Annotated in this window: 12 protein-coding genes; 5 read left to right on the plus strand and 7 right to left on the minus strand. The window is 70.2% G+C overall.

What is annotated here, in order from left to right; all coding sequences use genetic code 11:
• Positions 1-92: 92 nt before the first annotated feature.
• Entirely contained in the window at positions 93-2,105 is a 2,013-nt protein-coding gene (locus VHA73_00145; GenBank protein ID HVX16416.1) for a CocE/NonD family hydrolase, read from the minus strand.
• A gap of 159 nt (positions 2,106-2,264) precedes the next feature.
• On the opposite strand from VHA73_00145, the gene VHA73_00150 reads away from it, so the two are divergent.
• The 4 genes from VHA73_00150 (at position 2,265) to VHA73_00165 (ending at position 5,263) form a co-directional block, all read left to right on the plus strand.
• Positions 2,265-2,909: a hypothetical protein gene (locus VHA73_00150; protein HVX16417.1), complete on the plus strand. Its 645-nt coding sequence runs from the start codon at positions 2,265-2,267 to the stop codon at positions 2,907-2,909.
• A gap of 62 nt (positions 2,910-2,971) precedes the next feature.
• Positions 2,972-3,742, plus strand: a complete 771-nt coding sequence (locus VHA73_00155) for a hypothetical protein (protein HVX16418.1) — start codon at positions 2,972-2,974, stop codon at positions 3,740-3,742.
• Positions 3,743-3,838: 96 nt separating this feature from the next.
• The gene (locus VHA73_00160) at positions 3,839-4,438 is read left to right on the plus strand and encodes a hypothetical protein (protein HVX16419.1); all 600 of its coding nucleotides are present in this window, start codon (positions 3,839-3,841) and stop codon (positions 4,436-4,438) included.
• A 3-nt stretch (positions 4,439-4,441) separates the two neighbouring features.
• Positions 4,442-5,263 carry an enoyl-CoA hydratase gene (locus VHA73_00165; GenBank protein ID HVX16420.1) on the plus strand — a complete coding sequence of 274 codons (822 nt, stop codon included), beginning with the start codon at positions 4,442-4,444 and terminating at the stop codon, positions 5,261-5,263.
• Between the two features lie 74 nt (positions 5,264-5,337).
• Here the strand turns inward: VHA73_00165 and VHA73_00170 are convergent, their stop codons facing one another.
• From VHA73_00170 to VHA73_00190, 5 genes are all read right to left on the minus strand, one after another.
• Positions 5,338-6,630, minus strand: a complete 1,293-nt coding sequence (locus tag VHA73_00170; protein ID HVX16421.1) for a carotenoid oxygenase family protein — start codon at positions 6,628-6,630, stop codon at positions 5,338-5,340.
• A 60-nt stretch (positions 6,631-6,690) separates the two neighbouring features.
• Positions 6,691-7,839, minus strand: a complete 1,149-nt coding sequence (locus VHA73_00175; protein ID HVX16422.1) for a ferritin-like domain-containing protein — start codon at positions 7,837-7,839, stop codon at positions 6,691-6,693.
• Complete coding sequence (locus VHA73_00180; protein ID HVX16423.1) at positions 7,836-8,459, minus strand: helix-turn-helix domain-containing protein; 624 nt, start codon at positions 8,457-8,459, stop codon at positions 7,836-7,838. The genes VHA73_00175 and VHA73_00180 overlap by 4 nt, the downstream gene beginning before the upstream one ends.
• 44 nt (positions 8,460-8,503) lie before the next feature.
• A complete protein-coding gene (locus VHA73_00185; protein ID HVX16424.1) occupies positions 8,504-9,355 on the minus strand; it encodes an arginine deiminase-related protein in 852 nt (283 codons plus the stop codon).
• Positions 9,356-9,544: 189 nt separating this feature from the next.
• Positions 9,545-10,567 carry an adenosine kinase gene (locus VHA73_00190; GenBank protein ID HVX16425.1) on the minus strand — a complete coding sequence of 341 codons (1,023 nt, stop codon included), beginning with the start codon at positions 10,565-10,567 and terminating at the stop codon, positions 9,545-9,547.
• 95 nt (positions 10,568-10,662) lie between these two features.
• On the opposite strand from VHA73_00190, the gene VHA73_00195 reads away from it, so the two are divergent.
• Positions 10,663-13,263, plus strand: a complete 2,601-nt coding sequence (locus VHA73_00195; protein HVX16426.1) for a M1 family metallopeptidase — start codon at positions 10,663-10,665, stop codon at positions 13,261-13,263.
• A 43-nt stretch (positions 13,264-13,306) separates the two neighbouring features.
• Here VHA73_00195 and VHA73_00200 read toward each other — a convergent pair whose 3' ends face one another.
• A complete protein-coding gene (locus VHA73_00200) occupies positions 13,307-13,990 on the minus strand; it encodes a DUF4333 domain-containing protein (protein HVX16427.1) in 684 nt (227 codons plus the stop codon).
• Positions 13,991-14,000 lie beyond the last annotated feature (10 nt).

Raw genomic sequence — 14,000 nt, forward strand, 5'->3', positions numbered from 1 at the left:
CGCAGGTCCTGAGGACCTGCGCGGACAGGCGTGCGCAGCGACCTACCCGCGCAGGTCCTGAGGGCGAGGCGCGGATAGGCGTGCGCAGCGACCTACCCGCGCGGGTCGTGAGGGCGAGGCGCCAGACGCGTGGTCGCTGGTCGGGTCACCACCTTCGGCACCCCGCGGGCGCCCGGAACCTCGTGGACCGGCAAGCGCAGCTGGAGGTTCGACACCGTGACCGAGAACACGCCGTTCGAGGGTCGGGAGAACGGGAGGTCGGTGCCGAGCAGTTCCAACTTCGGGACGTGGCCGGCCGCGAAGTGCCATGCCCCCGCGTGGAGCTCGAACGTCTGGCGGCCGTCGGGACGCCTCGGGTTCATCCGGTAGATGCCCCGTGCCACAAGGGTCTCCGTGTTCGTGGCGGGATCCACGTCGACCAACCGGGCTGCCAGGTACGGGAAGGCGCCGATGACCCGGTAGTCCGCGGTCACTTGCGGCGCGCCGAGCAGCGTGTAACCCGACCCGGTGGCCGCCGGGAGGGAATAGCTCGCGACGCCCGGGAAGGCACCGCCGGCGGGCGCGGTCGTACAGGCCAGACCGCCGAGGATGGGGTCGAACGCCTTCGCGACGAGCGGGTTGCCGCCCGTCGACAGCACGGTCTGCGCCGCCCGCGAGGTGTACGCGACCTCGCCGGGATGCAGCGCGTCCCAGGTCGCGGCGCGATACGGCCCACCCGATGGCGACGAGACCGGGCACGTCTGGGTGAGCGCGGTCACGCCCACAGCGGAGCCGGATGCGGCGCCCTTCAAGTAGTGGTCGAAGAACGCCTCGACACGGCGATGGAGCAACCCCGTGTCGCGGGCCTTGTTGTTGGCGCGCTGGTGGCCGATGTCGGCGAGGAACACCTCGATCGGGTTCGTCGGGAACGAGGCCCGAGCCAGGTTGTAGTACCGCAGCACCTCGTCGGCGGGGAACACATCGTCGGTGAACCCGTTGGCGAGCAGGAGCGGCGCCGGCGCTTGCCGCTTCGCCCCGAAGGCGCCGGCGAGCAGGAAGTACGAGGAGTGGAACTGGGCGGCCTGGCGGATCATCGACCGGTTCTCCGGCGTCGAGTACGGCTCGCCGGCGGCCATGGTGGCGAACCACGTCAACAGGTCGGCCTGCGAGTCGAGCAGCGGGGGGGCGTAATACGCGCCGAGACCACCAACGAGGAACAGACCGCTGACGATCGACGCCTTCTCCACCCCGGCGGGCCAGAGGTCCGCGGCGAGCGGGGTGACCTGCGACGACCGCGTCCGCCCGTTCGGCCGCAGCGAGTACATCAAGTCGCTGTAGGCGGCGAACGGCACTGCGGCGGCCACGTGCAACGGCACGCCGCGGGGGCTCTTCCAGGGATGGAGCGACCCGTCGGCGGCCATGACCCGGTTCTCGAGCGTCGCCAGGTCGAGCGACACGCCGCCGCCGTAGGACTCCCCGGTGACGCCGATGCGGTTGGGGTCAGCGATGCGTCCGTCGACGAGCAGACCAACCGCGTACTGCACGTCGCGGGCCTCGTAGCGGAAGTCGTCGAGGTGGACGTAGCCGTGCAAGCAGGCCGTGACGTTCACGAGCCGCGACGCCACGCTGCCACACGAGTCACCCCAGCCACGGGCGGCGAGTTGCAGGACGGCATAGCCCTTCGCCGCCCACTGACGGGCCGTCGGCCCGCCGTACTGCGCGTCGTTCGGGCCGCTCGGCGGCGCACCCCAACCGTGGCTCTGCACCACCAGCGGGTACGGGCCGCCGTGGCCGCCGCGGGCGGGCTGAGCCGGAAGCGTGACGTAGAAGGCCAGCGGTGTGCCGTCGAAGCTCTCCAGGCGAAGGTCCGATGCGGCCGAGCCGCGCTCGTGACCGTCGCAGACGCGGATGCCACCGTGCGCGGGTGCGCACACCACCGGCTGGCCGGTCATCGTGTGGTGCCCAAAGACGGTGGTGGGCGCCGTCGCAGCCGACGACGCCGACCTGGCCGAGCTCCCGCTGTCCGCAGTGGCCGCCGCGCCCGCTGGGGCGCCGCCGAACAGCATCGGGGCCAAGCACCCGAGGAGGACGACGGCGACCACGACCTTCTTCAGCCCCACCTGCACGCCCCCCAGATCACCAGCGCCCGACGCGGGCCCGTTGGTTTGGGTGCAGCACGGCCCGTGGCCGGCGGCTCGACCGACCGGCGACGTCACCGTAGCGCCACGGCACCGTCGCGCCCCCACTGTGCCGTGGCGGCAGGCCGGAGTCCGTAGGCTGGCGCCGTGACGCCGACCATCGACGCGCTGACCATCGCCGATGACGCCGAGGACTGGCGCACGGCCGGCTTCACGGTCGACGACGACGGGACGTGCCGCATCGGCACGGTGCGCCTCGAGTTGGTGGGTCGCGATGGGTCCAACGGCAAGCGCGGCATCCGGCGTTGGTCGCTGCGCGACGCGCCCCGGGTCACGGGCGGCGCGTTGATCACCGACCTCGACGGCATCCGCACCACCACGTCGAAGCGGCTGCCGCCCGAGCCCGCGCAGCACCCGAACGGGTCGCAGCGACTCGACCACTTGGTGATCACGTCGGCCGACGGCGCCACCACGGCCGCGGCCTTCGAAGCCGGCGGATGGCCACTGCGGCGAGTGCGCGACGCCGACAACTTCTCGATCCCGATGCAACAGCGCTTCTTCCGCGCCGGCGAAGTCATCCTCGAGCTCGTGGCCCCCACCACACCCACCCACGACCGGCCCACCCGCCTGTACGGCCTGGCCATGGTCGTCGCGGACCTGGAAGCCACCGCAAGAGCACTCGGCGGCCTGTGCAACCCGATCAAGGACGCGGTGCAGCCCGGCCGCCAATTGGCCACACTGCGCACGCGCGACCTCGACCTGTCCGTGCCGATCATCTTCATGACCCCCTGAGGCCACGACCTTTGACGGTCACGGCCCCGAAGCGTCGACCACTGAACCCAGCGGGAGGATCTGTGTCACACCGAGCGCACCCCACCACATCGGTCCGGCCAACCCGGCCCCTCGCGGTCGCCGCGCTGAGCGTGGCGCTGCTGGCCAGCATCGTCGCCGGCTGCGGCTCGTCGAAGAAGGCGTCGAACACCACCACCGGGCTGTCGGTGTCGGCGCCGAGCAGCACGACGTCGGCCACCGCGTCGACCACGGCGAGCTCGGGCTCGTCGACCCTCGGCGGGAAGCTCGCCACTGGCTTTTGGCCCACCGGCGCCACCGGCACGGCGAAGCCGCTCGACGCCGCGAAGTCGTTCGCCACCGACTACCTCGACATCGCCGACCCGGCCGTGACGGGCTGCGACGAGGTGCTCACCAGCGCGCCCGAGCAGTGCACCGCCACCGTGAAGGCCCGGGGCCGGGGTGCCGCCACCAATGTCGGGGTGATCGGCAGCGACGGCAACTGGAAAGTCGCGTCGGCCGACAGCCCCGACATCAAGGTCACGGGCCACACGGTGACCGGCGGCAACCTGACCGTCACGGGTGAGAGCACGGCGTTCGAGGCCATCATCAACGTCGAGATCCGGGCGCTGGACTGGAGCCACGCGTCGCCCCACGTGCTCGCCAAAGGGATCCTGCGCGGTGGTTCCAACGGCGCGTTCGCGCCCATCACCGGATCGATCGACCTGCCGGCCGGCATGCCGTCGGGCTCGGCAGTGCTGGTCCTGTACGCCGCCGACGCCAGCGGCCAAGGCACGGCCACCGCGGCCACCGTCGTCCCCATCGACCTGCCGTGAAGCTCGCGAACGGACCCATCCGCCGAGCGCCCCGCCGGCCGAGCAGCGGGCCGGATCGTCACCCGGCCTGGCAACGCGGGACCTAAGGTCCGCACGATGCTCGACCACGTCTTCACCGACGCGATCGGCGCGCTGCGCGACGCCGTCGAGAGCGCCTTCCTGGAACGCCAGGCGTTCGAGGAACGCTTCCAGTCCGACGTGCTGCTCGGCGACCTCACGTGGGAGACGTCGTACTCCCTGCCCGGCGAGGGTCTCCCGCCACGGGCCCGGGCCGACATCAGCCTCGACTGGCCCACGTGGTCGCAGACCGCGTACCGCAACTGGTATCTCACCGAGGAGTCCGACGAGCGGCCGCGCATCGAAGTCGAGATCGTGTTCCGCATCCAGCGTCTGCGGGCGGCCGTCGATCCCGCCGACGTGCTCGCGGTGTTGCCGCAGGAGTCCAGCATGATCGGCGACGCCCGCCTGGAGCGCACCGGCACGACGGTCGAGACCAGCTACAGCCACGACCTCACCGAGTCCGAGTTCGCCATCGAGGTGTCCTACGAAGGCACGTACGAGCTCGGCGAGGCGGAGCTGTCCGACGGGTCAGTGCTCGACGAGCACTTCAACGCGATGGGCGGCTGGATCGCATCGACGCTGGTGCGTCTCGGCGACCTGAAGTTCGAGTTCGTCCCGCCCGATTCGGAGGTCTGACCCATGCCCGACACCACGGCCACCGGTGCGTCCGGCGACGACATCGTCCTGCTCGACGTCGCTGACCGCGTCGCCACCATCACCCTCAACCGGCCCCGCGCCCGCAACGCCCTCTCGTCGGCGGTGCGGCGTCGCATCCCCGAGCTGGCCGCCGAAGCCGACGGGCGCGACGACGTCGATGTGCTCATCCTCACCGGTGCCGACCCCGCGTTCTGCGCCGGCATCGACTTGAAGGAGCTCGGCAGCGGCGAAGGGTCGCTCGACGACGCGCCCCTCGAACGGCACCTGTTGCCCCAACGGCCGCGGCGCGGCCCAATCCCCGACCTCACCAAACCGCTGATCGGGGCGATCAACGGCGTGGCCATCACCGGCGGCCTCGAGCTGGCCCTGGCGTGCGACTTCCTGGTGGCGTCCGAGCAGGCCCGTTTCGCCGACACGCATTCAAGGGTCGGCATCCAGCCCGGCTGGGGCCTCACCGTGCTGTTGCCCGAAGCGGTCGGCCTGCGACGCGCCCGGGAGATGAGCGCCACCGGCAACTTCGTCGATGCCACCACCGCGCTGCAGTGGGGGCTGGTGAACCACGTGGTGCCGCACGACGAGCTGCTGCCGTTCTGCCGTCAACTCGGCGCCGACATCGCCAGCAACGACCAAGCGGGGGTGCGCCGCATCTTCGCGACGTACCGCGATGGCGCCATCACCGACGGGACGGGCGCGTGGGACTTGGAGGCCGCCGTCGCCAAAGAGTGGCAGGGCGGCGGTATCGACCCCGCCGAGGTGGAGCGCCGCCGTCAAGCCGTGGTTGCCCGCGGCCGGACGCAGGTCTGACTCCCCCACCACCACCCACGCCAGGCAAACCGGGGCAGACCGGGGCGGGGCGTGCGGGGGCGGACCGGGGCGGGTCAGACGGGGGTTGGCACCCAGTTGCCGTGGAAGCCGTACGGGACGCGCACCGGAAGGTGCACTTGCGCCTGAGTCTCGAGCGTCGCCGCGTCGAGGAGGAACAAGCTGCTGCGGTCTGACGCCAGGTCGTAGACCAGACCCATCAGCACGCCGTCATCTTCGGTGGCGTCGGCGGCATTCGGCACGAACACGAACTCACCCGCCCCGCATCCCTTGCCGAACGTGCGCACGACGGACGTGGCGGTCTGCAAGTCATGGCGGTACACGGTGCCTTCGGCTTCCCGAGCGTGCTCGAGGTCGAAGCTCGAGGCGTAGCCGTAGCGGTGACGTCGACCGACGAGCCGCTCGTCGACGCGGGGGAACTCCTGGGCGCGGTCGTCACGCCGTTCAGTGGCGACGCTGCCGCCCCTCGAGTCCATCGTCCACCGCTCGAGCGCGGGGGCGGCCTCGCTCGGGGCCAGGCGCTCCCGGTCGAACATGCGGTCGTAGCGCACCACGTCGAGCACGATCCGGTCACCGTCGTCGTACGCGTTCATCGGGTGGAACACGTAGCAGGGCTCGATGTCGAACCAGCGGATCGCCGAAGCGTCGGCGTCGCGGGGCAACACCCCGAGCCGCGCCGGGTAGTCGGCCTGCCAGCAGTACGGGAAAGTGGCACCGGCGGTCACCATGTCGAGGTCGAACGCCACCGGCAGGTCGTACACCACCACGTGCCGCTCGGTCAGCGAGAAGTCGTGCATCATCGGGCTGCCGTACACGGGGATCTCGACGGTCCGACGCACCCGCGCGTCGTTGCCGATCACGGTGTACTGCACGTTGTTGCCCCACCCGAAGTAGTACGACAGCGCGTGGAGCTCACCGCTTTCGGGGTCGCGCTTGGGATGGGCGGTGTAGCCCTGCGGCAAGGTGCCGGCGAAGTCGCACGGACCCACGGTGTCGAGCTCGTCGGTGAGCTCGTACGGCGACGACCCGCCTTCGACGATCGCGAACGTGCGCCCCGCATGGCCGATCACATTGGTGTTGGCAGCGAAGTCGAACTCGAGCGTGGGGCGCGGCGGCTCCCCCAGCGCCTCGGCGACCCCCGCAGACCGGACCCAACGGTTCCGATACCACTCGGCCTTGCCGTCGCGGAGGCGCAGGCCGTGCACCATGCCGTCGCCGGTGAACCAGTGGTACGTGGCCGGCTCGACGGCGCGCGCCGGGTTCGGCCCGTTGCGGAGGTAGCGGCCGTCGAGGTGGTGCGGGATGGTGCCGGTGACCGCGAGGTCGACAACGTCGACCTCGTCGGTCACCGGGGCGAAGTTGCCGTCGAGGTACGGACTCGTTCGCGGCGGAAGGGCCATCGCCGGCGGTCAGGCCGACGCTTCGGCAGCTGCGTCGCGGTCCTTGGACACCTCGTCGAGCAGCTCGTACTCCTCGCCGGTGTCGACCCAGTCCTCGAACTGGGTCACGCCCAGCGCGTCGAACTTCTTGCGCAACCAGCCGCCGTTGGCGTCGAGCAGGCCGAGCTTCTTGCAGTTCGGCACGATCTTCGAGAACAGCAGCTGCTGGAACGGGTCCTGCGCCTTCTGCTCGTCGGTCTGGTTGAACAGGTGGACGGCCTTCTTCACGTCGACGCCCATCCGCTCCCACACCTCTTGCTGCAAGAACCGGTCGCGCATGCGGACGGCGGCTTCGTACGCGAACTCCTGGCGGTCCTGCATCTCAGCGTCGGTCAAGCCCTCGTAGTACTCCCGCAGGCTCAGCACGCCGAACGCCACGTGACGGGCTTCGTCGCTCATCACGTAGCGCAAGAGCTGCTTGAACAGCGGTTCCTGGGTGGTCTGGTGCGCCATGCCGAACGCGGCGAGGGCGAGGCCCTCCACCATGATCTGCATGCCGAGGTACGTCATGTCCCAACGGCTGTCGTTGATGATGTCGTCGAGCAGCATCCGCAAGTGGGCGTTGATCGGGTAGTGCCCACCCAGCTTGGTGTCGAGGTACTTGGCGAAGACCTCCACGTGGCGGGCTTCGTCCATCACCTGCGTGGCGGCGTAGTACTTGGCGTCGATCCACGGCACCGTCTCGACGATCTTGGCGGTGCAGATCAGCGCGCCTTGCTCGCCGTGCATGAACTGGCTGTTGGTCCAGCGCACGGTCTCGATGCCGAGCTGGTCCCACTCCTTCTTGCCCCACTTGGCGAAGTCGGTGCCGGTCAGGTCGACGCCGAGTTGGGCGAGGATGTCGCCGTCGACGCGGCCGTTGTCGTTGAGCACCTGCTCGATGTCGACATCGGTGTCCCAGGGAAGGTCGGTCTCGCCGTTCCACTGTGAGTGCTTGGCCTTCTCGTACAGCTTGTTGAGGGCCGGGCGAGCGCCCTTCTCGTAGTCCCACGTGAAGATCGCGTCGGCGTTGTCCTCGACGGTGTGGATGGCCTCGGTCACGTCGGTGTTCGTGATCGCGAGGATCGCTTCGAGGTCGTTGACGTCGTCGCGTCCGAGGATCTCGGCGTCGGTGGTCATTGGGGGTCCCCCTTGGTGTTCTGTGTCTCAGATTGCGGTCGCAGGCTCGCGACCAGATGGGCGATGAGGTCCTCCCAGGGGCCCGGCGTGGGCAGCGGGAGGTCGAGTACGTCGAGCAGCAAGAAACCGAACCCGACGGCGTGGCAGAACGTGACCAGCGCGTCGGTGTCGAAGCCGTCGTCGATACCGCCGTCGCCTTTGGCCGCCTCGACGATGGCCTGGAGGCGGTCTTGGCGCTCGAGCACCCGGTTGCGGAGCACCTCCGCCATCTCGGGGTTGCGGCGACCGGCGACCATGGCCTCCAACAACAACGTGCTGGTGCCGAGGCTCGGGTCCTTCACCAGGCTGGAGCCGGCGGCGAGCAGGATGTCCTCCATCCGGCCCTGGAAATGGTGGTCGGCGAAGAGCTTGTCGAGCTCGTCGCTCGCGTGCGGGTCGAGCGCTTCGACGAGGAGGTCGGCCTTGCCCGAGAAGCGGCTGTAGATCGCTCCCGTGGTGACGCCGGCGCGCCGGGCGATCTCGGCCACCCCGGCCTTGTCGTAACCCCGCTCAGCGAAGACTTCGGCGGCGGCAGCCAACAACCGGTCGGTCAGCTCCGTGTCCGCGGGCGCACTGCTCACACCTCGACAATAACGACTATTATCGAATTTGTAAACGGCGACGTTCAGGTGACGTCCGCTGCCAGATCGACGTCGAGGGCCAGAGTCAGGCACCGGCAGCCGCCACCGGCCTTGAGGAACTCCCCCACGTCGACCGTCACCACGTCGAACCCCCACGACTCGAGTTGGCGCCCGACCCGCACCGGCGTCGAGGGCATGACGACGGTGGACCCGACCACCACCGAGTTGGCGCAGAAGCTGAGAGCTTCCGCGCTCTCGAGCCACAGCGGCTCGGGCACGAGCTCCTCGACCGCCCGCACGCCGTCGCGGTCCCAACCGCTCGGCGCGCAGATGGCGCGGCGTCCGTCGAGCGGGCAGAACGTGAGGTCGAGGTGGTACAGCCGAGGGTCCACCAACTCCACGGACCGGACCGCCACACCCAACAGACCTGTCAGCTCCTGTGCGGCTCCCACGTCGGAGCGGAACGGATGGGCCGCCACCAACACGTGACCGCGCCCGCCCGGTGCGGCGAACGGCAAGGCGTCTCCGGCTCCCTCCTGGTCGATGCCGGCCGGCAGCCAACAGATCTCCCAGCCAGCCGACTCGAACCAGGCGGCGTCGATCTGCGTCTCACCTTGACGCTCGGGGAACTTGAAACGAGCCGGCACGAAACGATGGCCGTCGACGATGCCCGCATTGGCCGTGAACACCAGATCCGGGACAGCCGGATCGGCTGGCAGCACGTCGACGGTCGCGCCGGCGGCCTCCAGCGCGCGGGCCAGCTCCGCCCACTGCTCCATCGCCCGGTCACGGTCGATCGCCACGTCGCGGTGCATCCAGGGGTTGATCTCGTACCGCACGCCGAAGTGCTCAGGTGGGCACATCAACAAGTGGCGCCCCCAGCCGAGACCCGTCACGGTTCAGCCGTCCCCGCGGTCGACGCCGAGCACCAGCTCGACGGTCCTCGCCAAGATCGACGAGTCGACGAGGTGTCCCTCGACCGCGAACCTCTCCGTGACGGGCATCGTCCCCAGCCTCACAGGTCCGTCGGCCACGCGCAGCCATCCTGCGGCAGGTGCCGGAGGGCGGCCCGGGGCCGCATCCCGTCAGGCCAAGAGGTCGGCGGCGAGCGTGGCGAGCGGCGTCTGCGGGCGGGCGCCGACGTGGGAGATCACTTCAGCCGCGGCCACCGAGCCGATCCGCGCGCAGCGCTCCGGGCTGAGGCCGAGCACGTGGCCGTGGAGGTAGCCAGCCGCGAACAAGTCGCCGGCGCCGGTGGTGTCGACGACCCGGTCGACCGGGGCCGCGGGCACGGCCACCGTCGAATCGCCGCTGGCCACGACCGATCCCTTCTCGCTGCGGGTCAACACCCAGGTCTTGCCGTCGAGCGCCGCCGCAGCCTTGCGCGCCGTGTCGAAGTCGTCGACCTCGAACAGCGAGCAGATCTCGTCCTCGTTCGCGAACACGATGTCGATGCGCTGTCCGATCAAGTCGAGGAACTCCGCGCGGTGGCGGTCGACACAGAACCCGTCGGACAGCGTGAACGCCACCTCTCGACCGGCGCCACGTGCCGCGTCCATGGCTTTCACCACCGCGTCCTTGGCGTGCGGTGCGTCCCACAAGTAGCCCTCGACGTACGTGACCGCACCGCGGGCGACGAAGGCCGGGTCGACGTCGTCGGGGGTGAGCTGGCCGGCGATCCCGAGATACGTGTTCATCGTGCGCTGCGCGTCGGGCGTGATGAGGACCAGGCAGCGGCCGGTCGAGGGATCGTCGGTGCCGCCGTGCGCCGCGTCGGGCGCCGTCGCGACCGAGGTCGTCACGCCGGCTGCTGCCATGTCGTGCGAGTACACCGCGCCGAGCTGGTCGTCGCGCACCTTGCCGATGAAACCGACGGTGCCGCCCAGCGACGCGATGCCCGCCGCGGTGTTGCCCGCCGACCCGCCAGAGATCTCGATGCCTGGGCCCGACGCGGCGTACAGCGCGGCCGACCGTTCGAGATCGACCAGGTCCATGGAGCCCTTGACCAGCTCGTGCTCGGCGAGGAAGTCGTCAGTGGCCTGGATCAACACGTCGACGATGGCGTTGCCGACCGTGACGACGGCGAGGTCTGGGGATTGGTCGCTCATAGCGGGACGGAACTTAGTGCGCGGGTCCGCGCCCTCCTTCACCGGGCGGTGCGCGCCGGTAGCCTCCGTGGTCCCGGACAACCGCAGGAGCAACCGTGCCACCCACCGATGCTGATGCCCGCGACGACCGAAGCGACGACCGAAGCGACGACGTGCGCCTCCCCAGGTCGGTCCTCCCCTCGCGCTACGAGCTCGAGCTCGAGCCCGACCTCGGCACTGCGACCTTCCGGGGATCCGTCGTGGTCGACGTCGACGTTGCCACTCCTACGTCCACCGTCGTGCTCAACGCGATCGAGCTCGAGATCGACGAAGCGTGGATCGACGTCGACGGCGAGCGCCGCGACGCGACCGTCACGCTCGAGGCCGTCACGGAACGAGCGTCGCTCGTCTTCCAACAGGAGCTGGCGGCTGGTCCCGCGCGCCTCCACGTGGTCTTCCGGGGCATGTTGAACGACAAGCTCCGCGGCTTTTACCGGTCGACGTTCACCGACAAGGCCGGGGCCGAGCGGACCATCGCCACCACACAGTTCGAGTCCACGGACGCCCGTCGCGCGTTCCCGTGCTGGGACGAGCCCGACTTCAAGGCGAGCTACGCGATCACCCTCGTGGTCCCCGACGATCAGTTCGCCATCTCCAACGCCGCGGAGATCGGGCGCGAACCGGCCGGCGACGGCAAGGTCCGTGTGACGTTCGCCGAGACCATGGTGATGTCCACGTATCTGGTGGCATTCGTGGTCGGCCCGTTCGAGGCCACCGAGCCGGTCGACGCGGGCGGGGTGCCCCTGCGTGTGGTCACGCCGATCGGACAAGGCCACCTCGCGCCGTTCGCGCTGGAGATCGGCGAGTTCGCGTTGCGGCACTTCACCGAGTACTTCGGCGTGCCGTACCCCGGCGACAAGGTCGACCTGGTGGCGATTCCCGACTTCGCGTTCGGCGCCATGGAGAACCTCGGCTGCATCACGTTCCGCGAGACGGCCCTGTTGATCGACCCGGCCCGGGCGACGCAGCCGGAGCTCGAGCGGGTGGCCGACGTGGTGGCACACGAACTGGCGCACATGTGGTTCGGCGACCTCGTGACCATGAAGTGGTGGAACGGCATCTGGCTCAACGAGGCCTTCGCCACGTTCATGGAGACGGTGGCGGTCGACGAGTTCCGTCCCGAGTGGGATCGCTGGACCACGTTCGGCCTCAGTCGAACGGCGGCATACGACACCGATTCACTCGGGGCCACCCGTGCCATCGAGTACCCAGTCCACAGCCCCGACGACGCGGAGGGCATGTTCGACGTGCTCACGTACGAGAAGGGCTGCTCGGTGGTGCGCATGCTCGAGCAGTACCTGGGGGCAGCGGAGTTCCGTGCCGGGATCCGCGACTACATCTCGACCCACGCGTACGCCAACACCGAGACGGGCGACCTCTGGGACGCGCTCGAAGCCGCCACCGGCGAGCCCGTCCGCCGCGTCGCCGATTCGTGGATCTTCCAGGGTGGCCACCCGGAAGTGAGCGTCGGCTTGAGCCGAGACGGGACCACCATCGCCCTGGGGCAGCGCCGCTTTCGGTACCTCGGCGGCGACGACGGTGAGCGGTGGGCCGTTCCCGTGCTGACGCGGATCGGCCAGGCCGACGGAACCACCACCGATCGCCGCGACCTGCTCGACGGCGACCACCTCGACGTGCGCCTCGACCAGCCCGCTGCCTGGGTCGTGGCCAACGCAGGCGGCCACGGCTTCTACCGGGTGCGCTACGGCGGCGACCTGCTCGCACGGCTCACCGGCGAGGCGCTCACGGGCCTGTCGCCCTTGGAGCGCTACAACCTCCTCGACGATGCCTGGGCGGCGTCGCTGGCCGGATCCACCGGCGTCGGGGACCTCGTCGGGCTCCTGCATGGCTTCGTGAGCGAGGACGACGTCAACGTCTGGCGGCGGATCGTCGGCATCCTCGGCGGCCTCAACCGGATCTGCCCTGATGCCTCCCGCGCCGCCTTCGCCTCGCTCGTGCGGGAACTGGCAAGACCCGCGTTCGACCGGCTGGGCCCCACCCCTCGGGAGGGTGAACCCGACCAGGACGCCACTCGCCGGGCCGTGCTGTTCGAGACGCTCGGCGTGCTGGGCCGCGATCCCGACGTGCACGCCCGCGCCCGCGAGCTCGACGCGCTCGTGGCCGACGACCAGCCCACCGGCCACCTCGCCGACGCGGCGCTCATCGACGCCGCGGTCCGCACGCTGGCACCGCAGGGCGACCGCGCACGCTTCGACAGCTACCGGGCCCGCGCGGAATCGGCCACGGTCCCCCAGGACACGCTCCGCTACCTCGGCGCGCTGACGGATTTCGAAGGGGAAGACCTGTACGACGAGGCGCTGGCTCTGAACCTCACCCCAGCCGTGCGCACACAGGACGTGGGGCTCTTGGTGGTCCGGGCGTTGTCGAATCGCGCCAACGGCCCACGGGGGTGGCGGTTCGTGGCGGCGCACTGGGACGAGCTGCTCGGCCGCATGCCCGGCAACATGGCGGGCCGCCTCGCGACCGGAACCCGCACGTTCACCGACCGCGCGCTCGCCGACGAGGTCGAGGCGTTCCTCGACTCGCACCCGATCGCGAACGCCGCCAAAGCGACCGCGCAGCACATCGAGCGGATGCGGGTCAGCGTCGCCTTCGCGGAGCGCGGGGGCGAGGCGCTCACCCGAGCCCTCGGCTGACCGTGAGGATCGGCGTGGGCGCGGCGCGCGTCGGCGCGTGCGCTCAGCTGGCCGGCAACGTGCTGGGCGAGCCCGCCGACGTGCCGCCGCTGGTGCCGCTGCCTTGCTGGCAAGCGGTCCCCACATCGGTCACCGATGCGGCCGCCACGTACAGCAGCCGCGGCGTGGAGTCGCACACCAGCACGGCGTACTGCGTGGCCTCGCCCGCGATGGTGAGCGAGCAGCGGAACGACCCGTAGACATCGAGGACGCGCACCGAGTCGCCCGGGCACGACGCGGTGGGCGGCCCCGTGGCGCCGCTGCCGGCCGCGACTTTGGCGAACTTGGTGACGAGGTCGGCCTGGATCTTCGGGACCGAGAGCACGACTTTGTCGAGCAGGAAGCTCACGTTGCCGTGGTCGTCCTCTTGGACCACGGACGCATCGACCTTCTGGCCCTGCACGGTGAGCTTGCACGTGAACGTGACGCCAGCCTGGCGTTTGACGTGCTTGGGACTGCACGTGGTGGCACCGACCTCGATGCCGGGATAGCGCTGCCGCAGCTGACTCGGGATCTTCGTCTCGGCCTTCGACGTGGAAAGCCCGGCCGCGCTGCCGCACCCGACGACCACCACGCAGAGCACCAACAGCGTGCCGATCGTGGCGGCCCACCGCGCCTCGCGCCGGTATGCGGAACGAGCAGGCGTGGGCCGGGGTGGACGGCGGCGGGGAGTGAGGACGGCGGTCATCGGCTGGTCA

It is taken from the genome of Acidimicrobiales bacterium, from assembly GCA_035547835.1.
Lineage (GTDB): Bacteria > Actinomycetota > Acidimicrobiia > Acidimicrobiales > Iamiaceae > DASZTW01.